Origin of the sequence: Marinobacterium maritimum (assembly GCF_039523155.1) — a bacterium.
Lineage (GTDB): Bacteria > Pseudomonadota > Gammaproteobacteria > Pseudomonadales > Balneatricaceae > Marinobacterium > Marinobacterium maritimum.
In genome coordinates this window covers 1,018,333-1,044,859 of the sequence record NZ_BAAAET010000001.1, presented here as the reverse complement: position 1 = coordinate 1,044,859, position 26,527 = coordinate 1,018,333, and the positions used below count along the sequence as shown (strand labels likewise).

The 26,527-nt window shown below is 54.2% G+C and carries 20 protein-coding genes, 5 tRNA genes and 2 riboswitches; of the genes, 16 read left to right on the top strand and 9 right to left on the bottom strand.

What is annotated here, in order from left to right; all coding sequences use genetic code 11:
• Positions 1-11: 11 nt before the first annotated feature.
• From uvrC to ABD013_RS04685, 6 genes are all read left to right on the top strand, one after another.
• On the top strand, positions 12-1,835 hold the full coding sequence (gene uvrC / locus ABD013_RS04710; protein WP_343802991.1) for an excinuclease ABC subunit UvrC: 1,824 nt from the start codon (positions 12-14) through the stop codon (positions 1,833-1,835).
• A gap of 32 nt (positions 1,836-1,867) precedes the next feature.
• Positions 1,868-2,416, top strand: a complete 549-nt coding sequence (gene pgsA / locus ABD013_RS04705) for a CDP-diacylglycerol--glycerol-3-phosphate 3-phosphatidyltransferase (RefSeq protein ID WP_343803979.1) — start codon at positions 1,868-1,870, stop codon at positions 2,414-2,416.
• Between the two features lie 96 nt (positions 2,417-2,512).
• Positions 2,513-2,588, top strand: a tRNA-Gly gene (locus ABD013_RS04700).
• A 15-nt stretch (positions 2,589-2,603) separates the two neighbouring features.
• Positions 2,604-2,677, top strand: a tRNA-Cys gene (locus ABD013_RS04695).
• Positions 2,678-2,840: 163 nt separating this feature from the next.
• A tRNA-Gly gene (locus ABD013_RS04690) sits at positions 2,841-2,916 on the top strand.
• A 14-nt stretch (positions 2,917-2,930) separates the two neighbouring features.
• A tRNA-Cys gene (locus tag ABD013_RS04685) sits at positions 2,931-3,004 on the top strand.
• 188 nt (positions 3,005-3,192) lie between these two features.
• On the opposite strand, the gene ABD013_RS04680 is transcribed toward ABD013_RS04685, so the two are convergent.
• From ABD013_RS04680 to gap, 4 genes are all read right to left on the bottom strand, one after another.
• Positions 3,193-3,810: a trimeric intracellular cation channel family protein gene (locus tag ABD013_RS04680; RefSeq protein ID WP_343802989.1), complete on the bottom strand. Its 618-nt coding sequence runs from the start codon at positions 3,808-3,810 to the stop codon at positions 3,193-3,195.
• Positions 3,811-3,838: 28 nt separating this feature from the next.
• Positions 3,839-3,937, bottom strand: a riboswitch (glycine riboswitch).
• A gap of 2 nt (positions 3,938-3,939) precedes the next feature.
• Positions 3,940-4,032, bottom strand: a riboswitch (glycine riboswitch).
• A gap of 42 nt (positions 4,033-4,074) precedes the next feature.
• Positions 4,075-4,314: a hypothetical protein gene (locus ABD013_RS04675; protein WP_343802986.1), complete on the bottom strand. Its 240-nt coding sequence runs from the start codon at positions 4,312-4,314 to the stop codon at positions 4,075-4,077.
• Positions 4,315-4,409: 95 nt separating this feature from the next.
• Positions 4,410-4,495: transfer RNA gene (locus ABD013_RS04670), tRNA-Leu, on the bottom strand.
• Positions 4,496-4,601: 106 nt separating this feature from the next.
• A complete protein-coding gene (gene gap, locus ABD013_RS04665) occupies positions 4,602-5,606 on the bottom strand; it encodes a type I glyceraldehyde-3-phosphate dehydrogenase (RefSeq protein ID WP_343802983.1) in 1,005 nt (334 codons plus the stop codon).
• Positions 5,607-5,760: 154 nt separating this feature from the next.
• Here gap and ABD013_RS04660 point away from each other — a divergent pair, with 154 nt between their 5' ends.
• The 6 genes from ABD013_RS04660 (at position 5,761) to ABD013_RS04635 (ending at position 11,946) form a co-directional block, all read left to right on the top strand.
• On the top strand, positions 5,761-6,420 hold the full coding sequence (locus tag ABD013_RS04660; protein ID WP_343802980.1) for a DNA-binding protein: 660 nt from the start codon (positions 5,761-5,763) through the stop codon (positions 6,418-6,420).
• A gap of 54 nt (positions 6,421-6,474) precedes the next feature.
• Positions 6,475-6,912 (top strand): response regulator, encoded by a 438-nt coding sequence (locus tag ABD013_RS04655; protein WP_343802977.1) that lies wholly within the window; start codon positions 6,475-6,477, stop codon positions 6,910-6,912.
• 80 nt (positions 6,913-6,992) lie between these two features.
• On the top strand, positions 6,993-7,667 hold the full coding sequence (locus ABD013_RS04650) for a response regulator (protein ID WP_343802974.1): 675 nt from the start codon (positions 6,993-6,995) through the stop codon (positions 7,665-7,667).
• A gap of 53 nt (positions 7,668-7,720) precedes the next feature.
• Positions 7,721-8,017, top strand: a complete 297-nt coding sequence (locus ABD013_RS04645; protein ID WP_343802971.1) for a hypothetical protein — start codon at positions 7,721-7,723, stop codon at positions 8,015-8,017.
• A 232-nt stretch (positions 8,018-8,249) separates the two neighbouring features.
• A complete protein-coding gene (locus ABD013_RS04640; protein ID WP_343802968.1) occupies positions 8,250-8,801 on the top strand; it encodes a DUF6933 domain-containing protein in 552 nt (183 codons plus the stop codon).
• A 430-nt stretch (positions 8,802-9,231) separates the two neighbouring features.
• A complete protein-coding gene (locus tag ABD013_RS04635; RefSeq protein ID WP_343802965.1) occupies positions 9,232-11,946 on the top strand; it encodes an MFS transporter in 2,715 nt (904 codons plus the stop codon).
• Here ABD013_RS04635 and ABD013_RS04630 read toward each other — a convergent pair.
• Positions 11,943-12,953 carry an ABC transporter substrate-binding protein gene (locus ABD013_RS04630; protein ID WP_343802962.1) on the bottom strand — a complete coding sequence of 337 codons (1,011 nt, stop codon included), beginning with the start codon at positions 12,951-12,953 and terminating at the stop codon, positions 11,943-11,945. The two genes, ABD013_RS04635 and ABD013_RS04630, sit on opposite strands and share 4 nt — an antisense overlap.
• A 66-nt stretch (positions 12,954-13,019) precedes the next feature.
• Complete coding sequence (locus ABD013_RS04625) at positions 13,020-14,327, bottom strand: tyrosine-type recombinase/integrase (protein ID WP_343802959.1); 1,308 nt, start codon at positions 14,325-14,327, stop codon at positions 13,020-13,022.
• Between the two features lie 147 nt (positions 14,328-14,474).
• On the opposite strand from ABD013_RS04625, the gene ABD013_RS04620 reads away from it, so the two are divergent.
• Both ABD013_RS04620 and ABD013_RS04615 read left to right on the top strand, forming a co-directional pair.
• Positions 14,475-14,918 carry a YeeE/YedE family protein gene (locus tag ABD013_RS04620; protein ID WP_343802956.1) on the top strand — a complete coding sequence of 148 codons (444 nt, stop codon included), beginning with the start codon at positions 14,475-14,477 and terminating at the stop codon, positions 14,916-14,918.
• Position 14,919: 1 nt separating this feature from the next.
• Positions 14,920-15,351 carry a DUF6691 family protein gene (locus ABD013_RS04615; RefSeq protein WP_343802953.1) on the top strand — a complete coding sequence of 144 codons (432 nt, stop codon included), beginning with the start codon at positions 14,920-14,922 and terminating at the stop codon, positions 15,349-15,351.
• A gap of 70 nt (positions 15,352-15,421) precedes the next feature.
• Here ABD013_RS04615 and ABD013_RS04610 read toward each other — a convergent pair whose 3' ends face one another.
• Positions 15,422-17,362 (bottom strand): propionyl-CoA synthetase, encoded by a 1,941-nt coding sequence (locus tag ABD013_RS04610; RefSeq protein WP_343803976.1) that lies wholly within the window; start codon positions 17,360-17,362, stop codon positions 15,422-15,424.
• A 482-nt stretch (positions 17,363-17,844) separates the two neighbouring features.
• Between ABD013_RS04610 and metH the strand changes: the two genes are divergently transcribed.
• Positions 17,845-21,567 (top strand): methionine synthase, encoded by a 3,723-nt coding sequence (gene metH, locus ABD013_RS04605; RefSeq protein WP_425543385.1) that lies wholly within the window; start codon positions 17,845-17,847, stop codon positions 21,565-21,567.
• Here metH and ABD013_RS04600 read toward each other — a convergent pair.
• Complete coding sequence (locus tag ABD013_RS04600; protein WP_343802947.1) at positions 21,564-23,060, bottom strand: diguanylate cyclase; 1,497 nt, start codon at positions 23,058-23,060, stop codon at positions 21,564-21,566. The genes metH and ABD013_RS04600 overlap by 4 nt on opposite strands.
• Positions 23,061-23,340: 280 nt before the next feature.
• Between ABD013_RS04600 and ABD013_RS04595 the strand changes: the two genes are divergently transcribed.
• Complete coding sequence (locus tag ABD013_RS04595; protein WP_343802944.1) at positions 23,341-25,569, top strand: NADP-dependent isocitrate dehydrogenase; 2,229 nt, start codon at positions 23,341-23,343, stop codon at positions 25,567-25,569.
• A 66-nt stretch (positions 25,570-25,635) separates the two neighbouring features.
• On the opposite strand, the gene ABD013_RS04590 is transcribed toward ABD013_RS04595, so the two are convergent.
• Positions 25,636-26,484, bottom strand: a complete 849-nt coding sequence (locus ABD013_RS04590; protein WP_343802942.1) for a DMT family transporter — start codon at positions 26,482-26,484, stop codon at positions 25,636-25,638.
• Positions 26,485-26,527: the final 43 nt, after the last annotated feature.

The window sequence follows — 26,527 nt, the reverse complement described above, 5'->3', positions numbered from 1 at the left end:
TAGCAGCCCCCGTGACCGAATTTGACAGCAAAGCCTTCCTGAAAGACCTTACCCGCCGGCCCGGCATCTATCAGATGTACGATGAAGCGGACAAGATTCTCTATGTCGGCAAGGCCAAGAACCTGCGCAACCGCGTCAGCAGCTATTTCCGCAGTACGGGCCTGAGCCCGAAAACACAGGCTCTGGTTGCGCGCATACAACGTATCGAAGTTACAGTCACCGGCAGCGAAACCGAAGCCCTGCTGCTGGAGCAAAACCTGATCAAGCAGCAACGCCCGCCGTACAACATCCTGTTGCGCGATGATAAATCCTATCCTTACATTTTCGTATCGGACCGAGACGAGTTTCCGGCTATTCGATTTCGACGCGGCACTGGGCGACAGAAGGGGCGCTACTTTGGCCCCTATCCGAGCTCAGGGGCCGTCCGCGAAAGCCTTAATCTGTTGCAAAAGGTCTTTCGCGTGCGTCAATGTGAAGACAGCTTCTTTCGCAATCGGTCACGGCCATGCCTGCAGCACCAGATCAAGCGCTGCACGGCTCCTTGTGTCGGCCTGATATCGGAAGATGAATACCGTCAGGATTTACAGCATGCCATGCTGTTTCTGGAGGGTCGCAACCATGAAATCATGCAGACCTTGGGCGCCGAAATGGATGCCGCTGCACAGCGATTGGACTTTGAACGAGCCGCCCAGCTGCGTGACCAGATCAGCGCCTTGCAGCAGGTCCAGGAACAGCAGTATGTAACCGGACAGTCCGGCGATGCCGACGTCTTTGGTTGCGCCATACAGCCTGGAGGCGTATCCATCCATGCACTTTTTGTGCGTGGCGGTCGTGTCATTGGCAGCAAGGCCTACCACCCCAGAGTATCGATTGAAGACACCGCGGACCAGGTTTTGGCAGCTTTCATCGCCCAGTTTTATCTAACCGGTCCACGAGAAATACCGCCTGTGATAATCACTGCAGTCGCGATCACGGACGCAGACTGCATGCAGCAGGCACTGGAAAAGCGGCGCGGCAGAAAGGTCGCCATCCAGCACAATGTTCGCGGAGAACGTGCCGGCTGGCAGCGACTGGCACAAACCAATGCCGAGCAACAGCTTGGTAGCCACCTGGCCAGCAAGCAAAATGTTTATAATCGCTTCCTGAGCCTTCAGGATGCTCTGGCACTCGACAACCTTCCGACACGACTTGAGTGCTTTGACATCAGCCACAGCTCGGGCGAGGCCACGGTTGCCTCGTGTGTTGTATTCGATCGCCAAGGTCCGAAAAAATCAGACTATAGACGCTTCAATATCGATGGCATCACTCCTGGGGATGACTATGCCGCCATGCATCAGGCCCTCACACGTCGTTATACCAAGGTGAAGAAAGGGGAGGGTATACTGCCCGACTTGCTCATTATCGATGGTGGCAAAGGCCAGGTTACTCAGGCCATGGATGTACTGGAGGAGCTGCAGATCAACGATGTTGCCGTCGTCGGTATCGCCAAGGGCCCGACACGCAAAGCCGGTTTCGAAGTCCTGATTAGGGGCGACACTGGAGAGGAAAGCATCCTTGCGTCGGATTTACCTGCGCTACACCTGCTGCAGCACATTCGAGACGAGTCCCATCGATTTGCAATCGCGGGGCATCGCGCCCAGCGGGGCAAGGCGCGCCGACAATCAAGGCTGGAAGAGATCCCAGGCGTTGGGCCCAAACGCAGGCGGGAATTACTGCGCCACTTTGGCGGCCTGAAAGAGGTTGAACGTGCCAGTATTGAAGAAATCGCCAAAGTCTCTAGTATAAGCCGGACGCTCGCACAGGAAATATATGCAGCGCTCCACCCCGAAAGTTGACCAGGATGTAACGGGATACTCTTTTGCTAAGAATCAAAATACCCAATTTACTTACACTGCTGCGTATTGTACTGATACCGGTTTTCATACTGATATATTACTTGCCATACAGCTGGGCCCCTTGGGTTGCCTCCGGCATTTTTGGCCTTGCTGCTGTTACCGACTGGTTCGACGGCTACTTGGCTCGTCGCCTGAACCAAAGCTCACCCTTTGGCGCCTTTCTCGACCCGGTAGCCGATAAGCTTATGGTTGCGGCCGCTCTGGTGCTGCTGGTTGAAGCCTTCGCCTCACCGCTCGTTACCATTCCAGCCATCATAATTATCGGACGTGAAATTGTTATCTCCGCTCTCAGAGAGTGGATGGCCGAGCTTGGCCAACGTGCAAGCGTTGCAGTTTCAATGATCGGCAAGATCAAAACCACCCTGCAGATGATTTCAATTCTGGTGCTGATCGCAGCCCCCTTGTACTCAACATTATCCTGGGCTGGCATCGTTGCACTCTATGGTGCCGCGCTGCTGACGCTTTGGTCCATGGTTGTGTACCTTCGTGCTGCATGGCCTCACCTGAGCGAAGACATATAAGTAAGTGGTTAATATTTAAGCAGTTTTTTGTAATTTTTTTCGTAAAAAAGTTGACACGCAAACTTATCTCTCTATAATACGCTCCATTGTTGAGGCGCGGGAATAGCTCAGTTGGTAGAGCACGACCTTGCCAAGGTCGGGGTCGCGAGTTCGAGTCTCGTTTCCCGCTCCAACTCGACAATGGTGAGGCTGGATGGCAGAGTGGTCATGCAGCGGACTGCAACTCCGTGTACGCCGGTTCGATTCCGACTCCAGCCTCCATTTCACTCAGCTGATTGCCTGAAAGGTAATTAGATCAAACATAACCTCGAAACAAAGTTATGTATTTGTTTTGTCGACTGTTTGAATGAGTTCAAAGAGGCATTTTCAAATGCCTGTTGACAGAGTGGCGCATAGATCTATAATGTGCCCCCCACTGTTGAAAGCGGGAATAGCTCAGTTGGTAGAGCACGACCTTGCCAAGGTCGGGGTCGCGAGTTCGAGTCTCGTTTCCCGCTCCAATTCAACAGTATGAGGCTGGATGGCAGAGTGGTCATGCAGCGGACTGCAACTCCGTGTACGCCGGTTCGATTCCGACTCCAGCCTCCATTTCACTCCTTGCGCCATGTATAACAAAGGCGCAATCTTCTGTAAAGCTACCGCAATAGTATTTAACAATACTCACCCCTTCCGGTAGCGTATAAATATATGCTCAATCCAGCGGTTCTATGTAATTGCTCTATCGGCGAATAGTGCTATTTACAAAAAGGGCACCCAAAGGCACCCATCGGAAACGCTCATTTCCAGCGATCAGGCTCGTAACAGAATGTCGGTAGCGACCAGCGCCAGTACAGTGCCGCAAGTCGAATGCTCAAGCCAAAGGCAAACGAGGCTGCAATATTGATGTCCTGATCCAGTCCCATTGCATTCAGCTGCAGGTAGAGCAGGGCAACCAGCAAGGAAACGCTGGCATACAATTCATGACGAAACACCACCGGTACCCGCTGGCAGAGCACATCACGCAAGATTCCGCCAAAAATGCCCGTTATCATCCCGGCCATTACTACAACGGCCATGTTGTATTCCAGGCTGAGCGCAACATTGCAGCCAATGATCGTGAAGGCAATCAGCCCCATTGCATCAAGCAAGAGAAAAAGTTTATGCAAATGATGCATGAAGCGTGCGATGAGAATGGTCGTCAATCCGGCCGAAACAGTCAGATAGATATAGGAGGGGTGTTGCGTCCAGGAGACCGGGAAGTTGCCCAGCAGTATGTCGCGTATAGTGCCGCCACCCAGAGCAGTGATGAAGGCGATCACGCCGACACCAAAGACATCCATATTACGACGGCCGGCAGCAAGCGCGCCTGACATGCCTTCAGCAGTGATAGCGATAAGGTAGATATAGGTGAGCACGAAAACACCTCCCTGATGGGTGAATTTCGCCTCTCCCTCTGTCCGGTTACCTGAGAGTTTGTGCAGATAACTGCATTGCCCCTTCGGTGGACTGGTCGCTGACCAATCTCTCTCCAGTCGACGTATTCAGTTGATATCGCAGTACATGAGCCTGAGCGATTATGGGAGTTTGCGCCTTCGGCGGGATGGTATGACAACCAGCCACTCTCCTGCGATGGCGAGATTATAAAGGCACCAGGCCTGAAGACCAATAGGGGAGCTGCATCAACTGCGACGTTTTATGTCTTTGATAAGGCCGCTAAGGTCAAGGCCGGTATTGGCTGCAAGTGCATCAAGATCGTGGAAGGTGGGGGGGAGTTTCGGGCGGTTTCGCTGCTCTTGTTGCAGCTTTTGTTTTTCTTCCTGCTGTTGTTTTAAGGTCTGCTCGAGTTTCAACTTAATACTTTCCAGCTGCTCGAGCTCTAAACTCATCAGAAAAGCAGAGACATCACAAGTATCGGTCATATTGATCAAACCTGGCAGCCCGTTGCTACCGACAAGAGAGAATGAACAGATATCGAAAATGAGAAAAAAGGCGTAGCGCGATACTGTGTATCATTTGGTGCCCGGAACCGGACTCGAACCGGTACAGCCAAAGGCCGAGGGATTTTAAATCCCTTGTGTCTACCAATTTCACCATCCGGGCTGGAGGAGACGCTGTAAAAAAGCAGGGCCTTTTTAATCAATGCGTTAAGCGCGCATTGTGACTCTCTGATGATAGAAAGTCAATAATCAATGCGCGCCCTTGTCAATTAAAGCCGAGCCATACAGGCCGCGGTATCCAGCATTCTGTTAGAGAATCCCCATTCGTTGTCATACCAGGCGAATACTTTCACCATGGAGCCTGCAACCTGAGTTTGCAGGCTATCAAAGATACAGGACGCACTGTGATGGTTGAAATCGACGGATACAAGCGGCGTATCGTTATATTCGATAATATCCTTCATCCGGGTTTCCGCAGCCTGTCGCATCAGCGCGTTCACCTCCTCAACTGAAGTCTCGCGCGTAGCAGTAAACGTCAGGTCCACCAGGGAGACATTGGCCGTCGGCACCCGCACAGCCAAGCCTGAAAGCTTTCCGTTGAGCTCGGGCAGCACCAGCCCCACAGCCTTTGCGGCACCGGTCTTGGTGGGAATCATCGACAGGGCTGCTGCACGGGCACGATACAGGTCCGTGTGGTAAACATCGGTCAGGTGCTGGTCATTGGTATAGGCATGGATGGTGGTCATCAATCCTTGCGTAATCCCAAGCCCTTCGTTAAGCACCTTCGCCATGGGCGCAAGGCAGTTGGTGGTACAGGACGCGTTGGATACCACTTGATCATCATTGGTCAATGCTGCCTCATTAACACCAAACACTATGGTTGCATCCGCACCTTTGGCGGGGGCTGAAACCAATACCTTTCGCGCACCTTGCTGCAGATGGACCTTGGCTTGTTCGCGTGATGTAAAGCGCCCCGTGCATTCAAGCACGATATCGACATCATAATCACGCCAGGGGAGAGCATGCGGATCCGATTGCTGCAGCATGGGAATGCGATACTCCCCGACCAGCAAATAACCGTCAGCGGTACTGACAGGCCACATGAAGCGACCATGGACCGAGTCAAACTGAGTCAGGTGCGCACTAATGGAGGCGTCACCCAGGTCATTGATGGCAACGATCTGAAACTCCTCCTGACGCCCGCTTTCAAACAGTGCGCGCAGAATATTGCGGCCAATACGACCATAACCATTAATCGCGATTCTAATCGGCATCTGAAATTCTCCTTTGCCACTTTATTGTCATATTAGATGAAATCGCTCGCCAGGGAAGTCTTTGCAATACCGCCACTTGCGGAAAAGCATGATAGGGCGTTAAATACCAATACAAACCTATTGATACGTATTAATCATACATATTGAGTACCGCATGGCCAGAAAGAACGATACTCACAGCCGCGCCATTGAGGTGGCCGACAAACTGCTGGAAGAAGGCATCCGCCCGACGCAACAGAATGTTCGAGAGCGACTAGGTACCGGCAGCCTGACAACCATCAATCGCGCCTTGAACGACTGGTGGCATACTCTCGCAGAGCGGGTACAGCGACGCAACGAGCACCCTGAACTCCCGGAGCCCGTCGTACAACTGGCCAACCAGACCTGGAACCGCGCCCTGGCTTATGCCGAGCACCGCTTCAACCAGCAACGCGCCGAAATCGAGCGCCAGCAGGCCGAGCTTCGCCAGTCAGCAGATGCACAGCGCTCCGGAGGAGAGGCGGCCCTATTGGAGGCCCAGAAACAGAACGCACGCCTGCTTGAACGGTGCGAACGCTTGGGTGACGATAAACATGCACTGGAAAAGCGTATTCTCGAACTTGAAGAGCAGCAGATCCGACTCTGTATGGAGCGTGATCAGGCACAGTACGAAATCAAGCGACTGGAGAAACTCGGCAGCCATCAGGGCATGCATGATGAAGCAATGATTGAACTTCGTGTGCGTTCACGAATTCAGGAAGAAGAGTTGCAACGTCTGCGTCGTCAGAATGATCAACTTAGCAAGGAAAATGCGGCCTACAAGACACGGAACTGATTCGCTCATCAATTAATGTATAGCCCTTAATTACAGCTGCAGGGTCATGTTTTTATGGAGTTTTACCTAGAGTCCGACGCCAAAATCAAGGACATAACGGAGCGCCTCAAGGCATGCCGTTACGGAGATGTGATAAGCTGCACTGATTCAGGGCTGTTCGAAGTTGCCAAAGCCATTCTGGTTCGTGAAAAACTTCCCGGACTGACCATTCAGCTACTTGATAAATCAGAGTACGTCCAACGCTCCGTAACAAGCCACAAACGCCGAGACAGCAGTCAGTCAGATCGATTCAATGACCGCCAGGAAGCCGTTCTGCGAGCCCTGGAGAAAGTCCTCGCGCACTGTGAGAAAGAAGGAATCAGGCTAATCGGCTTCAGCGATGACCTGGTCGCGGTACCGGCCCACCTCGATGACGGCAGCGGATTGTCGGCTGAGGCGGTCGATCTGGATACCTCAGGCGTCTATCGCGGCGCCGAATTTCGAAACAACTAGACCAAAGGGTAAGACGGCCTGAATGTGGAGTTAACATCAATCTGTTAACCTGTTCAGTGTCTAGCACAAGAGGCCCCACCATGAACAACAAGATCCGTATCCTGCTGGTAGACGATCACTCGATTGTACGCGCCGGTTTCCAGCACATGCTGCTTAAGGAGGCGGATATGGAAATTGTGGCCGAGGCTGAGAACGGTAGCCAGGCCGTGGACCTATATCGCAACATAAGACCGGATGTCGTCGTGATGGATCTGGCCATGCCTGCCGACCAGGACAACCCGGAGGCATCATCAACCACCGGCGGACTGGATGCCATCAAGCGCATCATGCTAAACGACCCTGCCGCTCGCATTCTTGTACTTACCATCTGGGAAGCCAGCCCTTATCCACTCCGTGTTGCTGAGGCAGGAGTACAAGGTTACGTTACCAAGCGTTGCGCCCAGAACGAACTGGTTCACGCTGTCCGTGAGGTCTATGCCGGACGCAAATACTTCTCTCCCTCCGTAAGTGAGCAGATCACTCAGGATGCCGAGGGAGGGGCAGAGTGCTCACCCATATCCCAGCTCACCCGTCGCGAGCTGGAGATCTTCACCTTGCTGGCCGAAGGACGCAGCGTCAACGCCATTGCAGAAACTGTATTCCTGAGCCCGAAAACCGTTCACGCCCACCGCGCCAACATCCTGCGCAAGCTCAAGCTCAACAACGGTTCGGAAATCATCCACCTGGCATTGCGCAGCGGCATCATTCAGGCCTGACACCACCGTGTAGGCTATACTGAACAAGACCCAGCAGCAGCAGGTGACATTCCATGTGTGCGCTCAGCCCCGAAATCATCGACATCGGGACGGAGATGGTATTGGAATCCCATCAGCTATGGAAAGCGATCCCGATCGGCAGCCTGATCCAGGTCGAAGCGGACCTGATCGATCATAACCATAAGGTTCTGACGCGAGGACGATTGTATGAAGTTCTCGCCAAGACCGATTTATCACCATGCCACCAGATGTTTGTGGTGCAATCAGAGCTGACCAGCGAGCTGGTAGAGCTGCATCCTGGCCTGATCTGCAATTACCTCGACAGTCCTGCGGATGTTTATCGAGCATAAGCCCACGCCTCCATGCACCCTCCTGGATAACGGCATTACGCAACCCCGCAGCGGAAAAAGGAGGGCAGGTGGGTATGTCTGCAGCATTGCTAAGGATGACTGTTTAAGGGGGTTATCAGCAACACCCGGCTGCACCCCGCTAATGGCATATACCAGTCCTCGCACAAGCATGCATGGTTTTTAAAGAACACTTGATGCATGAAGCCTATCTATCAATAGGTTAAACAAACAAATGAGAATCCACGTTACCAAGAAACTGTCTGACAAACTGATCAATGCTGGAGTCATATTAGCCAGCTCACCTGAAGAAGCCTCATCAGCATTGGGCGACTGGCACGCCAGTATTATTACGATTCAGCAACGACAATGCCTGGTATTCACTCATGATCAGACTCGATTCAGCCTGGTACTGACAGGCGTGATGCAGGAAGAACTCCAGGCGCTGACACTCAGGTTCAAGGACGTGCTGGCTAACACCATGTTCAAACTGGGGTTTCCGGATAAGCTGATTTCACGTGCTACCGGCCATATAAGTGAATTGAGCTTTGACACTCAATGTAGCCGATCAGTCCAGGCCTCATTGCGCACTAAGGTTATAGACCTTGAATCCTATACTTGGGATGGCACCGACATCATGGACCTGAGCCCGTATTCATTATCAGCCAGCCTGTGCGAACGACCATGTCGCACCAAGGGGATGAAGAAAAGCGAATGCCTGTGGCCAGCCAGCGAGATGCGCAAGCTCCTTGAGCATCTGCCTGACACGAATGAAACCGTTCATTAGGAAGCTGTCAGAAACAAGTGAGGCTTATAATCGTGTAGTAAGAAAAGACTGATCGAGTGGCGGTTACATATGAAATACCTGGTGCTATCATGATTATTCAAATACCGTATTTAACATAATATACATTATGCGAACTTATAGTGATGGAGATTAGGGAGCCTTAAAGCAGGCTTTCCAAGGGCACTCTCGGGTTCCATCAGTAACTGCGCTCAGTGCCGATAACCTGATTTATCGGCACCATTATAACCATGTGTTTCTGCACCAATTCACATGCTGTTTCACCAAGTCCGAATGCTTCGCATATTTCAATGCTCATCAAACAAGTGTCCAGCTAATCAGTCATGCGTAATCACTTTTGCAATCACCGTCATAACGATTTGCCGCAAGCCTATACTTGTACATACCAAGGATCATGTGACCGGTTTTCTTTATGTCGATTATCTGGCGCAGCTGGCTGAGTGTTTCAGTCATCATTGGCTTCATGTTGGGTATTCTGGGGGTTCTAATCAGCCTGCAGCACGACGCTATCCTGGCGGCCTTGATCAAACAGCGCCTGGCAGTCGTTGCTCAGTCAGCCGCGAGCAATTTCCAGCCAGCGATCGATATCGGTCTTCCGGTGTCTATGCTACGTAACTCCCAGGTACTACTTGATCGAGCCCGAGGGACGGATCCAAATGCACCGCGTATCTGGATCATCGACAATACTGGCCGCTTAAGCGGCAGTTCGCCGCCAACCAAGCGTCAGACTCTGCATGCTTCCATGTTGCGCACTATGCGCGACAGTACTCGCAGCTGGACGCACGAAACAGATGACGTTTTGTTCAGTGGCATCAATCTTCGCGCATCTGATAGAACTCTGGTCGGTGCAATCCTGGTGTCGTATTCCAAGCAGCGCTTCCATGCCATTAGCCAGTCACTGTCCTATCAGCTGATCCTTGGCGGTCTGGTTATCTGGGCTTTTTTTGCCACTATGGCCTGGCTTCTGCTGTACTTAAAGCTCAGGGATGCCAGCCGAGGCTACAACCAGATCCTCGAATTATTGCATCAGTTCTCAGTTTTAACGGTTGAAGCCCCCTTTCCTTTCCCCCCACGTAATATGAACTGTGGCTTGTTTGCCAAAGTCATACCTGACCTGTATCAGAAGTTGGCTCAGGCCGAAGCACACTATCGACAACACAATACAAGTGTGAGTAACGAAGCCGGTACCCCGTTCGTTACTGTGTATCCTCAGCACAACTCCCTGGCTTATTCGATGATCCGCCACCTATCACCCAGCATAGCCGTGCTGCTCCTGGCGGCAGTGCTCAGTTTCGGCTTCTATGCATACCACGAAACACAGAAATCATTCGAGCCTGAACAGTCAGCCCGACTTGAACTCATTGGCGCCATTGTGAATGCCGATATCCAGCGCGCAGTCAGTGCAGGCATACCCCTGGAAAAACTTGTCGGAACAAATCATTATTTCAATGAGTTACTTAGCTATTTTCCAGAGGTTTCTTACTTTGGTATCGCGAGCGACCATCTCCTCACTGAAGCCGGCGCTCTCAAACAAAGCAGCTTTTGGTCAATTGACTCGCACGAACTTCCGGCTCTTCCGATCACAGATGGCCGGCAACAGATTGGTGAAATACTGATCAAGGCCAATCCTCATTATTTCACTTTGCAGTTTCGTGATGTGCTCCTTGACCTGAGTGTCATCATTCTTGTCGCCATACTGCTGGCTTCTCAGGTACTTGTCGTCACATTCAGTACCTCACTCACCGGTCCGTTCAACCGCCTTGATTATCTGGTCAGCCACCAGGCGCAAGGCGACTTTTCTGTACGTTTGAACCAAAACAGACGCAGTGAAATTGACCGGGCGGCCCGCTTTCTGTCTCAGCGAGCAGAACAAATAGCCGTCACGGCAGCACCTTTGCTTAAAAATGCCTGCCCCCCAAGAATTCTTCAGTTTGCATATTTGAATGATATTCGCCTGCCGGTTTTCTTGTTTGCCGGCGTCGACGCACTTTCGATTTCATTTCTGCCGGTCTATACACGCACCTTGCATAATGCGTTCGACTGGCTGGACGGCACACTGGCCATCAGCCTGCCATTGGCCGGCTACCTGCTTGCAATCACGCTGATCTCTCCCTTCGTTCGCCCCCTGCTCACTCGTATCGGTCACAAGCCTTTGCTGCTCTGGTCTACAGCCCTGGGTCTCTTTGCCTATTTCGGCCTTTGGTCATCTACAACCGTTGCAGAGCTGACAGTCTATCGCGCACTTGCCGGGCTGACTTTTGCACTTGCTACACTGACTTGCCAGGACTACACCCTGGATATCGCACAAAAATCCATGCGCGGCCAGGCTTTAGGTTTTTTCACCAGCGCACTATTCAGTGGCATATTCACTGGCGCGGCTGTCGGCGGAATCCTTGCTGACCGATTGGGTGCTTCATCTGTATTCGCCATTGGGGGAGCAGGAATCATGATTGCAGGTATTCTCGTTAGCCTGCTACTCCCCAGGCATCAGCAACCCGAGCACACGCCCCGCTCCTTGCGTATTAAGATCTGGCAACCCATGCAAAGCATTCGCTTCTGCCTGTTGGTGGCCTGCGTGGCAATTCCGTCCAATGTACTGGTACAGGCCTTTATTGCTTTTTTACTTGCCCTCCAGCTGGACGCGCTTGGGGCTTCGGCTGCGGATATTGGACGCACCCTGATGCTGTTCTATCTGATCATTCTGATCTTGAGTGCAGTTGCTCCTCGACTGCTTTCACCCTGTTTAAATGATTGGGAGAAAACGCTCATCGGTCTTATTATTTCATCAGTGGCCCTGGCTGCAGCGGCCGCATGGCCTACATTTTGGTCAATTGCCAGTGCCGCGATTGCTGCCGGGGTTGGCCTGGCCCTGATTCGTGACCCCGAAGTCTCGCTTGCATTATCGTTGGCAGAGCATGAGTTGCGGCACCTGGGCAACGACTCTATCCTCAGTAGCCTGAGATCCATCGAGCGTGCCGGTAGCCTGGCAGGACTTGTTTTGATCGCCTTGCTGAGCAGTCAGCACGGCTATCCAGTGGCCATGGCGACGATCAGCAGCTGGTTGGCACTGGGTGCTGCCGGCATACTGATGGCACGCAAACATCTTGATGGATTACACCAGGCTTAATCATTAACTGTTTCTATGAACTGCAGCATCTCTACGGACGGAAAGATTCCCAGCCTGCGAGCCGTCTCCATATTCACGACATACGCAAAATTCTTCATTCGTTGAATCGGGATATCACCCGGAGGGATTTTTTCAATCAGGATTTTTCGTGCCAGTTCGCCCGCCAGCTGCCCGACGTCATAATAGCGTGCCGACACGGACATCAAGGCACTGGATTCTCGTACCAGGCGTTCATAGGGGCTGAACAGTGGAATTTCCTGCTGCAGCGCTGATGCCGCCAACAGATCACGGTGCGTATCAAGAAACGAGCTGGACCCCAGATAAAGAAAGTCGACATCACTGCGCTTAAGCGCCTTAATCTTTTCAGGTATATCTTTAGCCACTGGCTGACCTTCTTCATCCAGCGCCAGCTCCAACGCAACCAGGTCAATCCCCATGCTCGGCGCCAACTCGGCCAGCTCTTCCTTTTTCAATACCGAGTTGGGTTCATTGGTGTTGTAGATCAGCCCCAGCCGCTTGAATGAGGGCAAGTATGTACGCATTGCATTGATATTCACCCTTTCCGGCACTCGGTTAAGGGTGCCTGTCAGGTTGGGCCGACCCGAGTAATCCAGGCTGTTTACGATACCCGCACCCACCGGGTCTGCCACGATAGTAAATATCTGTGGTATTTCATGATTGAAGCGATCATCACCCAGCTCGCTCATGCGCCCTGCCAGCGCCAGGCTGACACTGGTCCCCCATGACAGAATCAGATCCGGTTGTATTGCTCTGGCTTCCGCCAGAAATTCGGCCAATCGCTCTCTCTGGCGCGCTGCATCCCGAATGATCAACTCGGTTCCAGGCAGGTGCTTTTCGAGGTAGTCCTTGAACCCTTGGCAGGACTCTTCACAGCCACGCCAATAGACGGCATATATCTGCTTCCCTTTTACCTCTGCAGCTTCGGTTGCCATGAATGGGGTCAGGGTTGCAAAAAGGGTGAACAATAGAGACTTCAGTACTGACATTTTCCGCTCCGCACTTCCTTCGCAGTTTATGCTTAAGCGTAGTATGTGCGAGCGCCCCTGTTGTCATTATTCATGCGCTTCCAACTCCTGCAGCCGATCCAGCTTCTTGCCTGCCGCTGATTCATGACGTTCCACACGGCTGGTATGCAGGTAACGGGATGTCGTATCGATACTGTCATGCCCGGCATCGGCCTGCACATGCGATAACGGACGCTGGTTCAGGTTGATGTCATGTGTAATACCCGTATGCCTAAGACTATGAGATGTCATCTGCCTGATCTCGCTGGCATCTTCGATGAACCCCTCAGCCTCCGCCAGCATGGCGGCTCGCGCAAATAGATCATCCAGAAGCTCTCGAATCTGGCGTATGCCCAGGTTGGCATTTCGGATGCCGGCATCTCGGCCTCGTCCCGCGGGTCGATGTCGAGTAAACAGTGGTGTTTCATCGCCCGGAGGCGGCAATTCAGTCAGGCCCAAGTGGCGACGGTAGCGTTTGAGAGCGGCGAGCAACGCTTTGGATACTGCGACACTGCGCTGCTTGCCCCCCTTGCTGCGCGGGATCTGATAGCTCCATATTCCGGTCTGGCTGTCACGCCGGAACTGCCCCATGATCGGTGCAAACCCCGGACGCGCCGAGACCTCTGATATACGCAGATAACAGCCGTACATCAAACTGAGCAGAAACAGCGTGCGCTCATGCAGCTCTGGCTCATCCTGAGCCAACTGGCGTGCTACACCCATCACATATGACCATTGCAGCTCACTGAATGCCTTGCTGTTCTCGTTATCCTCGCCACTTGCCTGAAATTGGCTGCCAGCCTTGAAGATGCCGCTTTTGAGGATTTGACGTGCCGGGTTACGCTCAGTCAATTCTTCATCGATCAGGTAGCTGTAGTAGGCAGACAGAATCGCCAGTTTGGTTCGCAACGCCTGCTCGCTCAACCGGTAAGGCAGTATCTCACCCTCCTGTCGCCGCCCCAGAAATGGCCGCCAAACCGGGTTCGGGTAGCGCTCGCCGGTTTCCTTGTGGGTCTTGAACTGCGCCGTGTTGAAATAGGCAATCAACTCATCCGGTGGCTGTCGGCAAAACTCTACATAGCGGAACAGGCTGCGCCGGGTAACTTCGAGCGGGCTTGTCTTTTCAATTTCAAAACACCAATACAGAAAGGTGGTCAGCTCAGATCGATAGGTTTTGAAATTGTTCTCGCTCGTACGCTGTTCAAGCAACCAGTCAACCGAATACTCATAGACAAAAGCGGCATCATCCAGCCGATGCAGAGTCAGCGAGGCCAGGTATTCATTGACCTGCGCATTGCCTTCCTCGAGGTATTCCACCGCATCAAACAGCGGTATGGCAGTGGGTATAGTTTCCATTTAACAATCAGTTAGGCTCAATTATTAATGTTTAACATTATCAGTATAACCTTCACCCTGCACCATTCTGTTGTTTCATGCCGCTATTGTTTCCATGAGGCATGCTGGTTAATATATGAGCATTAACTAATAAAGGACAAGAAATCCATGATGATTGTAAACTTCACCCCTCTTCCAGCACTGCTGGGGGGCGCGCTCATCGGCCTTTCTGCCGCTTTTCTGCTGTATGCCAAAGGTCGTGTCGCCGGTATCTCGGGCATAGCCGGTGGCATCATCTACCCGGAAGCAAAGGACGATATCAGCTGGCGTCTGGTGTTTGTGATCGGATTGGTATTGGGTGGTCTTATCTATCAGGCAATTGGTCTGGGCGCGAACGTTGAACAGATTCAGGCCGTCGTCAGCAAGCCCATGCTGATTCTGGGTGGGCTGCTGGTCGGCATAGGGACCCAAATAGGCACCGGCTGCACCAGCGGTCACGGTATCTGCGGCCTCGCACGGAGGAGCCCCCGCTCACTGGTGGCAACACTATGCTTTATGGCCAGCGCTATCGTAACTGTTTATATCACCCGCCACCTGATCGGAGTCGCCTGATATGTCATCTGCTTTTCGCTTACTGCCCGCACTCTTTGCTGGCACCCTGTTTGGACTCGGACTATCGGTTGCACAAATGATCGATCCGGCGAAGGTGATCAACTTCCTTGATTTTGCCGGAACCTGGGATCCATCGCTCGCCTTCGTGATGGCTGGTGGCCTGATTGTCAATCTGATCGTTACGCCTTTCATTCTCAAACGCGGACGCCCGCTGATGGCCGAGTACTTCCGCCTGCCAACCAAAACCGAAATTGACAAGCGCATCGTGATTGGCGGCATAATCTTCGGCATCGGCTGGGGGCTGGCCGGCTACTGTCCTGGCCCCATGATCACGTCACTGAGTTTTGCTGACAGCGATATCCTGACGGTCGTCGCCGCTTTTGTGGTTGGCACTTTTATCAGCCGCTGGGTGTTGGCACATCGTACGGCATGAACCGGGTTGTATCAGAACGCAAAAAGGCAGCCAAAGCTGCCTTTTTTGTTTTTCACCACCTGGGTACTAATCAACCACGCTGTACCAGCCCGCGCTCATCCATCAGCGCTTCAATCTCTGCCAGACTGCTCGGGTCATCGATGGTGGAAGGCACAGTGTATTCCTGACCATCCGCGATCTGACGCATCAGCTTGCGCAGGATCTTCCCGGAGCGGGTTTTCGGCAGACGCTGCACAACCATCGCCTTGTTGAAGCATGCGATCGGGCCGATCTCCTTGCGCACCATGGCGATCAGCTCTTTTTCCAGCTCCTCTTCATCGATATCAACACCGTCCTTCAGCAGCACCAAACCAACTGGTGCCTGGCCTTTCAGACTGTCATTGATGCCGATTACCGCACATTCAGCTACCGCCGGATGGTCAGCAACAATCTCTTCCATCTCACCGGTAGATAGGCGGTGACCCGCTACGTTGATCACGTCATCGGTGCGTCCCATGATGAACACATAACCGTCTTCATCCTTGTAACCACCGTCACCGGAGGTGTAGTAGCCCGGGAAGTCGGACAGGTAACCGGTACGGAACCGCTCGTGGTTATTCCAGATGGTCGGCAGACAGCTAGGCGGCAATGGCAGCTTGATCGCGATCGAGCCCTGCTCACCCGCCGGCAGTTCGTTGCCTTCAGAGTCCAGAATCTGGACGTTGAAACCCGGAATCGGCAGGGTTGCAGAACCCGGCTTGGGCTCCTTGGCCTCGATACCCATCAGGTTGCCGCAGATTGCCCAGCCGGTTTCAGTCTGCCACCAGTGATCGATGACCGGCTTACCGGTTTTCTCGACCGTCCAGTGGTAGGTCGGCGGATCCAGACGCTCACCGGCCATGAAGATGATTTCCAGGTTGCTGAGATCGTACTTGCCGATCTCCAGCCCTTCCGGGTCTTCCTTCTTGATGGCACGGAAAGCGGTCGGTGCCGCAAAGATTGCCTTGATTTTGTACTCGTCACACAGGCGCCAGAAAGCGCCGGCATCCGGCGTACGTACCGGCTTGCCTTCATACACGATGGTGGTAGCGCCAGCCAGCAGCGGAGCGTAAACGATATAGGAGTGTCCCACGACCCAACCTACATCGGATGCCGCCAGGAACACATCCCCTGCGTCGATGTTGTAGATCGCTTTCATTGAGTAGTTCAGCGCCACGGCATGACCACCATTGTCACGCACCACACCCTTCGGCTTGCCGGTAGTACCAGAGGTATAGAGGATATACAGAGGATCGGTACCCTTGACCGGTACACAGTCCGCCGGCTCAGCTGCGGCTACCGCCGCTTCCCAATCCAGGTCACGACCTTCAATCAACTCGGCTTTCGCCTGCGGGCGCTGCAGGACAACACAGGCATCAGGCTTGTGCACCGATTGCTTGATTGCTTCATCCAGCATCGGCTTGTATTCAATGACCTTGGAGACTTCGATACCGCAGGAAGCCGTCACGATCACCTTGGGCTCGGCATCTTCGATACGTACCGCAAGCTCGTGCGGGGCAAAGCCACCAAACACAACCGAGTGGATCGCACCCAGGCGTGCAACGGCATACATGGCGATCAGCGCTTCCGGCACCATCGGCATATAGATGACAACACGGTCACCCTTTTCAACGCCCTGTGCCTTGAGTACACCGGCAAACTTCGCAACTTGGTCGCGCATCTCGCGATAGGTCAGCACCCGCTTGCTGTTGGCAACAGGAGAATCGTAGATAACCGCCGGCTGATCTGCACGGCCATTCTCTACATGGTGGTCCAGTGCCATATAGGCTGTATTCATCTCACCGTCGGCGAACCAGCGATCGATACCGTTCTCATCCCTGGACAGGATCTGCTCCGGTTTCTTGAACCAGGGCAGGTCGGCCGCTTTCTCCGCCCAGAACGCTTCGGGGGCCTCAACTGACTGGGTGTACTCTGCATGATAGGTCATTGCAGCATCCTCTAACTCTCGGTAAGTGGTCTTATTGGATTCTATTTTTATTGTTGACACTTCTGGTCATTTGACGAGGACTTTAACGAAAGTTTCGTCACAGGAAACTAAGACGAAAGGCTTACTAGATACTTAAAACGAACATTAATCCTATATATTTCAAAGCTTTAAGTGGTTTCCCCTGTACTTTGGTATGAGCCGTGAGAATTCGGTGCAACAAAGAGATGCATGATTACTGTCAACATACGGCAATAAAATAAGGGAAAGCCTTGGTTTGACTGACAGTACATTAGCCATGCCTCCAGCAAACCGGGTCATCTCCGGCCAAACGGCTATCAATTAGCCTATATGCCGCGCATCCAGGGCAGACACAAACCCGCAACGGGCACGGCGATACTGCCCGGTCACCACCACCAATCTCCCACGCGCCGTAGCAAACTTTAAATATTTTCAATCATGTATGACCAGCACTCAGGCAAATCCGGTGCCATTTGGACTACAATGCGTCATCTTTAAAAAGGTCACTAATGGATGTACACGTGAACGACAACAATCTGCATGCGCAACTCAGTCACTCTCTGAACCAACGTATCCTGATGCTCGATGGCGGCATGGGCACCATGATCCAGGAGCGTCAGCTGACCGAAGCGGATTTTCGTGGCGAGCGTTTTGCCGATTGGCATCTGGATGTCAAAGGCAATAACGACATGCTGGTGCTGACCCAGCCAGATATGATCCGTGACATCCATACCGCCTACCTTGAAGGTGGTGCTGATATCATCGAAACCAACACCTTCAACGCCACCCGTATCGCCATGGCCGATTACGAGATGGAAGAGCAGAGTCGCGAGATCAACGTGGCCGCCGCTCGCCTCGCCCGCGAAGCCGCCGATGCCATGACCGCAAAGACACCTGATCGTCCGCGTTATGTAGCCGGGGTGCTGGGTCCGACCAACCGTACCTGCTCCATCTCTCCAGACGTGAATGACCCGGGCTTCCGTAACGTAACCTTTGACCAGCTGTTCGAGGCCTACACCGAATCCATCGACGGTCTTATCGAGGGTGGCGCCCAGATCATCCTGATCGAGACCATTTTCGACACCCTGAACGCCAAAGCCGCCATCTACGCGATCGAGCACTATTTCGACCAGCATGACATCCGCCTGCCGGTAATGATCTCCGGTACCATTACCGACGCTTCAGGTCGTACGCTGTCTGGCCAGACCACCGAGGCATTCTGGAACTCCGTACGCCACGCCCGCCCGATCAGTATCGGTCTGAACTGCGCCCTGGGTCCGAAGGAGCTGCGCCAGTACGTGGAAGAGCTGTCCCGCGTGGCCGATACCTTTGTCTCCGTGCATCCCAACGCCGGTCTGCCCAATGCCTTTGGTGGCTACGATGAAACACCTGAGCAGATGGCCGAAGAGATCCGCGAGTGGGCCCAGTCCGGCTTCGTCAACATCGTCGGCGGTTGCTGCGGTACCACACCAGAGCATATCCGTGTCATTCGAGAAGCCCTGCTGGACCAGGCACCACGCCAGATTCCCGAAATCGCCGTTGAGTGCCGCCTGTCCGGCCTGGAGCCGATGAACATCGGGGCCGACACCCTGTTCGTCAATGTCGGTGAGCGCACCAACGTGACCGGTTCCGCCAAGTTCCGTCGCCTGATCAAGGAAGGCGACTACGAAACCGCGCTGGAAGTGGCCCGTCAACAGGTGGAGAACGGTGCCCAGATCATCGACATCAACATGGATGAAGGGATGCTGGATGCCGAAGCGGCGATGATCCGCTTCCTTAACCTGATCGCGTCCGAGCCCGATATCTCGCGTGTACCGATCATGCTCGACTCTTCCAAGTGGAACGTGATGGAAGAAGGCCTCAAGCGCATCCAGGGCAAGGGTGTAGTTAACTCCATCAGCCTCAAGGAAGGTGAAGAGAACTTTATCGCCCAGGCGCGCAAGATCCGTCACTACGGCGCCGCCGTGGTAGTGATGGCGTTCGATGAGACCGGACAGGCTGATACGTACGAGCGCAAGATCGAGATCTGCGAACGTTCCTACCGTGTACTGGTGGACAAAGTCGGCTTCCCGCCGGAAGACATCATCTTCGACCCCAACATTTTCGCCATCGCGACCGGTATCGAAGAGCATAACAACTACGCCAACGACTTCATCAACGCTACCGGCTGGATCAAGCAGCACCTGCCCTATGCCAAGGTCTCCGGCGGCGTGTCCAACGTCTCCTTCTCCTTCCGCGGCAACGACAAGGTGCGTGAAGCAATCCACTGCGTATTCCTCTACCACGCCATCAAGCAAGGTATGGACATGGGCATCGTGAACGCCGGTCAGCTGGCGATCTACGATGATCTGCCTGAAGAGCTGCGCGTACATGTTGAAGATATTGTGCTGAACCGCCGCGAGGACGGCACCGAACGGATGCTGGAGCTGGCCGAGAAATACCGCGGCGGTGCTTCTGAATCTTCGGTCAAGCAGGATCTGGAATGGCGCACCTGGGACGTCAACAAGCGCCTGGCCCATGCGCTGGTCAAGGGCGTTGCCGACTACGTCGATGAAGACGTGGAAGAGTGTCGTCACAACTACGAGCGCCCGCTACAGGTAATTGAAGGTCCGCTAATGGACGGCATGGGTATCGTCGGTGACCTCTTCGGCGCCGGCAAGATGTTCCTGCCGCAGGTGGTGAAATCTGCCCGCGTGATGAAAAAGGCCGTGGCCTACCTGATGCCTTTCATCGAAGAGGAAAAACAGGGCAACGAAAGCAGCTCAGCCGGCAAGGTGATTATGGCCACCGTTAAGGGTGACGTGCACGACATCGGCAAGAATATCGTTGGCGTGGTGTTGCAGTGTAACAACTTCGAGATTGTCGACCTGGGCGTCATGGTGCCAGCAGAGAAGATCCTGCAGACTGCCCGCGAGGAAAACGCTGACATCATCGGCCTGTCCGGCCTGATCACGCCGTCACTGGACGAAATGGTCCATGTCGCCAAGGAGATGCAGCGCCAGGGCTTCGATATCCCGCTGCTGATCGGTGGCGCGACCACCTCCAAGGCGCACACGGCAGTCAAGATCGAACCCAACTACAAGAACAACCAGGTGGTCCACGTTACCAACGCTTCCCGCTCTGTAGGTGTTGCTTCCTCCCTGCTCTCTGCTACCAAGAAAGAAAGTTTTATCAAAGAGATACAGGAAGAGTACGAAGCAGTACGTGAACGTCATGCGGCCCGCCAGCACGACCAGCGTCGTGTCACGCTGGAAGCCGCTCGCGCCAACCGTCAGCCGATCGAGTGGGACGGCTATGCAGCACCCGTACCGGTCAAACCCGGCATTCAGGTATTTGAAGACTACGACCTGGAAGAGCTGAGCCAGTGCATCGACTGGACCCCCTTCTTCCAGTCCTGGGAACTGGCAGGTCGCTTCCCGCGCATTCTCGACGATGAGGTCGTGGGTACGGAAGCCCGTAAGCTGTATGAAGACGCCAAACTGATGCTGCGCGATATCATCGACAACAAGAAGCTGCGCGCCCGTGGCGTCATCGGTCTCTTCCCGGCCAACAGTACTGGTCATGATGATATCGAGATCTATACCGACGACAGCCGCGAACAGGTCCGGATGAAGGTGCACCACCTGCGCCAGCAAACACAGAAAGTGGAAGGCCGCTACAACCACTGCCTCAGCGACTACGTGGCTCCCAAGGATTCCGGCGTTCAGGACTATGTGGGCGCCTTTGCAGTGACCGCGGGCATCGGCATCGACAAGCTGGTCGAGCAGTATGAAGCTGATCACGACGACTACAACAGCATCATGATCAAGGCATTGGCTGACCGCCTGGCAGAAGCCTTTGCCGAGCGTCTGCATCAGCGCGTGCGCACCGAGTTCTGGGGCTATGCTGCAGACGAGAACCTGGACAACGAAGGCCTTATCCGTGAGCAATATCAAGGTATCCGCCCGGCACCGGGCTATCCGGCCTGTCCTGATCACACCGAAAAGGCATTGCTCTGGGAACTGCTTGATGTGGAGCACAACGCCGGCATGACGCTGACCGACAGCTTTGCCATGCTGCCGACCGCTGCCGTCAGTGGCTGGTACTTTAGCCACCCGGACTCACGCTACTTCGGCGTAGCCAAGATCAGTGAAGATCAGGTGGAAAGCTATGCCAAGCGCAAGGGCATGAGCATGGATGAAGCTGAACGCTGGCTGGCACCCAACCTGGGTTATGAGCCGGAAGAAGGCTAACCTGGAATGGACGCAACCACTCGGTTGCGTCCTTCCCGCTTGGCCTGATACAGCGCCGTATCCGCGATCGACCAGGCCTGATCAAACCCCTCCGCCGCCACCATAGTAACGCCAAAACTGGCCGTGACACCCAAACCATCAGGCAGGACCACCAATTCTTCAATCTTGCTGCGTAGCTGCTCTGCCACGGCTATAGCCTGCGGCAGGGAGATACCGCCCAGAACCAGCAGAAACTCCTCTCCGCCAATACGGGCTACCAGATCACCTTGGCGAACATGGCCCGACAAACACTTGGCCACCGCCTTCAGCACCTGATCACCACACTTGTGGCCATACTGATCGTTGACATGCTTGAAGTGGTCGATATCCATCATGACCAGCGCCGTCGTGCTGTCCAGTGTCTGACCGACCAGCCAGTCCTGTAACTGGAATCGATTGCCAATCCCCGTGAGTGCGTCCTTCCGAGCCAACTGCTGCAGCTCCCGGTTCAAGCTGGCCAGTTCAGCAGTACGCTCAGCCACCTGGCGCTCCAGCTGCTCATTACTGGCTTCTATTATCCGGTTGGTTTCCGCCAGACGTTGTTCTACTTCCTTGCGCATGGTCACATCCGAAATACTGCCCACCATGCGCACGGGTTCACCGGAGCCCGAGTATTCGACGACCCGGCCTCGGTCATACACCCAGATTTCGCGACCATCGTTACACAGCATTCGGTGTTCATGCGTATATTCACCAGCGCCGTCCAGTGCATGCTGTACCGCTGTCATCATACTGTTTCTATCATCCGGATGGATCAGATTCGCCAATACCGTCATATCGTGCATGAGCAACTTGTCATCCAGGCCCAGCAACTCGCACCACTTGGGGTTGTGACGAACACGGTTATTACGAATATCCCAGTCCCAGATTCCCTCGCCTGCCGCCTCCATGGCATAGGCGTAGCGTTTTTCCTTCTCTTCAATCAGCTGATAGGCACACCTTAGCTCTGTCACATCGTGCGCGATGATCAGAATGCGATCACTGCCATCTGGCCCCTTCAGTGGCTTTTTGATCGACTGAAAATAGCGCACCTCGCCCGTGCTGGCATCTGTCGACGTTTCTTCGACGATTTCCAGCTCGCCGCCGCGCATTACTGTCTGGATATTTTCCCGATAAAACCGCACCTGTTCGGCATCCGGGTTGTAATCCGCGTCCGTCTTGCCAACCATTTCCTCCGGCGTTGAGCCGTAGAGGCGCGCCAAAGCGCGATTACAGATCAGGAAATGGCCATCCCAGTCCTTCAGCATGATGATATCCGGTGATTCATCGATGACGGTTCTCAACAGGCTTTCACTGCCAAAGCCGGGCTGAAGGCTGGCTTCCTGTTGGCTGGGAGCGCCCGGCCCACGGGCACCGCACTGGTCGCAGCCCAGAAAGCACCGACCCTGCTCGTCTTCAGAAAAAACAAGGTCTGAGGAGCCGCAGTACGGGCATACTTGCTGGCTTATTTCCATGACATATTTCCTACAAAAAAGGGGGCGGAGGCAGCTTATTCCATTATGAAGCAACCCCTGGCTGTTATAGTACTACAACACAGCGTTGCCGCTAAAAAGGTCAAAATCGATCTTCGTTAGCCCTAAGTCGATACTCCCCGGGTAGGAAATCACACATTCAGGCATTATAATTTGTAGCCGTTTTACAAGCGCCGGGCTCTTATCTGGACAGCGCAGAGCGATTATCCATCGCTCGAATGAGCCTTTGGCAATCCAGCCATAAATCATTTCGGGGAAAAACATGCCTACAAAATCAAAAATCATCTACACCCTTACTGATGAAGCACCGGCACTGGCGACCGCATCGCTGCTGCCGATCGTACGCACCTTCGCCTCTACCGCTGACATCGAAGTGGATCTGAGCGACATTTCTCTGGCTGGCCGTATCCTGGCCGCCTTCCCCGAGCGCCTGACCGAAGATCAGCGCGTTGAAGATGGCCTGGCGGCACTGGGCGAGCTGACCAAGGACCCGGAAGCCAACATCATCAAGCTGCCGAATATCAGTGCTTCCGTTCCCCAGCTGCGCGCTGCCATCAAGGAGCTGCAGGGCCAGGGTTACGACATTCCCGAGTACGCTGACAATCCGCAGACTGACGAGCAGAAGGATGCCAATGCTCGCTACTCCAAGATTCTGGGTAGCGCGGTAAACCCGGTTCTGCGCCAGGGTAACTCTGACCGTCGCGCACCGGCTGCCGTTAAAGCCTTCGCGCGCAAGTTCCCGCACTCCATGGGCAAGTGGAGCAAGGCTTCCCGCTCTCACGCTGACTACATGCGTGAAGGCGACTTCTTCTCCAGCGAACAATCCATCACCATGGCAGATGCCGGCGATGTGCGCATCGAGTTCGTAGCCAACGGCGGCCAGCCGGAAGTCAAGAAAGAGCTGAGCCTGGAGAAAGGTGAAGTACTGGATAGCATGTGCATGAGCGCCAAGGCGCTGGATGCCTTCTTCGAAGACACTCTGCAGGACTGCAAAGAGTCCGGCGTAATGTGGTCTCTGCACGTCAAGGCGACCATGATGAAGGTGTCTCACCCGATCGTATTTGGCCACGCAGTACGCGTTTTCTACCGCGAAGTGTTCGACAAGTACGGTGAACTGTTCGACGAGCTCGGCGTTAACCCGAACAACGGCATGAGCAGCGTTTACGAGAAGATCAAGACTCTGCCGCAGTCCAAGCAGGATGAGATTGAAGAAGCGATCCACGCTTGCTACGAGCACCGTCCGGAAATGGCGATGGTTGATTCCGTCAAAGGCATCACCAACCTGCACATCCCGTCTGACGTTATTGTTGACGCCTCAATGCCGGCCATGATCCGCAACTCCGGTCAGATGTGGGGTCGCGACGGCAAGCAGAAAGACACCAAGGCGGTAATGCCTGAGTCTACCTACGCGCGCATCTACCAGGAAGTGATCAACTTCTGTAAGACCAACGGCGCTTTCGATCCGACTACCATGGGTACTGTACCCAACGTTGGTCTGATGGCGATGAAAGCCGAAGAATACGGTTCTCACGACAAGACTTTCGAAGTCCAGGCTGACGGCGTAATGCGCGTTGTCGATGCTGCCGGTAACGTCCTGATGCAGCACGACGTTGAAAAAGGTGATATCTGGCGTGCCTGCCAGACCAAGGACGCGGCAATCCGCGACTGGGTCAAGCTGGCTGTTAACCGCTCCCGTCAGTCCGAGACCCCGGCCGTTTTCTGGCTGGACCAGGAACGTGCACATGACCTGGAGCTGACCAAGAAGGTCAAGGAATACCTGAAAGAGCACGACACCGATGGTCTGGAAATCCACATCATGTCCTACAACGAAGCGATCCGCTTCTCCATGGAGCGCATGATCCGTGGTCTGGACACCATCTCCGTTACCGGTAACGTACTGCGTGACTACCTGACCGACCTGTTCCCGATCATGGAGCTGGGTACTTCTGCCAAGATGCTGTCCATCGTTCCGATGCTGGCCGGCGGCGGCATGTACGAAACCGGTGCTGGCGGTTCCGCACCGAAGCACGTACAGCAGGTTGAGCAGGAAAACCACCTGCGCTGGGATTCCCTGGGTGAATTCCTGGCACTGGGCGTTTCTCTGGACGAGCTGGGCATCAAGCAGGACAACCCGCGCGCGCGTGTTCTGGCCAAAGCGCTGGACAAGGCTACCGAGACCCTGCTGGAAAACGGCAAGTCTCCGTCACGTAAGGTCGGCGAACTGGATAACCGTGGCAGCCACTGCTACCTGGCGCTGTACTGGGCTCAGGAACTGGCCGCTCAGACCGAAGATGCCGAACTGGCAGCCGAGTTCAAGCCGCTGGCTGAAGCACTGAGTGCAAACGAACAGAAAATCATTGCTGAGTTCATCGAAGCTCAAGGCAAGCCGGCCGAACTGGATGGTTACTACCACGCCAGCCTGGAAAACGTTGCCAAGGTCATGCGTCCAAGCGCTACCTTCAACCAGATCATCGACGGCTTCAAGAAGTAATAGCTGAAGACTCGATAGTAAAAACCCGGGCATTGCCCGGGTTTTTTTATATCCGAATTACCTGCCCTACCCCTTTCTTTTCAGTACTAGCAACCCGCCGGCCACGATCAGGCCCATTCCCGCCAACGTCGCAATGCTTAACGCCTCATCCCAGATCCACCACCCCGCTATAGCCGCGAATGGAATCGACGCATAGGTAAAAGGACCCAGCGTACCTGCACCGGCCAGGCCATAGGCGCGACTCAACAACAGCTGAGCCAACGTGGAAGCGGCGGCCAGCGCCATCAGCCAGAGCCAGTCATACCCTTGAGGCGTCACCCAGTTCATCCAGGCAGGAAGTGCCGCAAAAAACGAGCCGAAAAGTGCAAAATAAAACACGATCTGCTGCGGTGATTCTGTTGTGCGCATGGCGCGGATGCACACTTTTGCCGTAGCCCCCAGCGCTGCACCCGCCAAAGCGATCAGCATGCCCCACTCCAACGCGCCTGCACCCGGCTGCAGAATCAGCATCACACCGAGAAAGCCCATCAGGATGGCCCAGCGCACAGCACCCCCGATGCGCTCCTGCAGCCAGATAAAAGCGATCAGTGGCACAAAGAAAGGTGATGTTTGCTTCAGAAGAGCGGCCTGCCCTAATGGCAGGTTGGCCCAGGCGTAATACAGGCAGGACATTGCCGTAATACCCACCAAAGCCCGAACCAAATGCAGATGGATTCGCCGTGTCGGAAGCTCTCTTCGCCCGCGACGAATAATCCAGGGCAGCAGCCACACCAACCCCAGGCTGTTGCGCAGGAAAACCAGTACTTCGGTCGGCAGACTGTCACTCAACTGGCGGATGATGATGCCACTGGCTACCAGCATCCATTCCGACAGCAGAATCAACAGGGCACCCTGCAACAAAGGATTCGCAGTCACACATATCTCCAAACACAAAAAGGCCACCTGGTGCTCCAGGTGG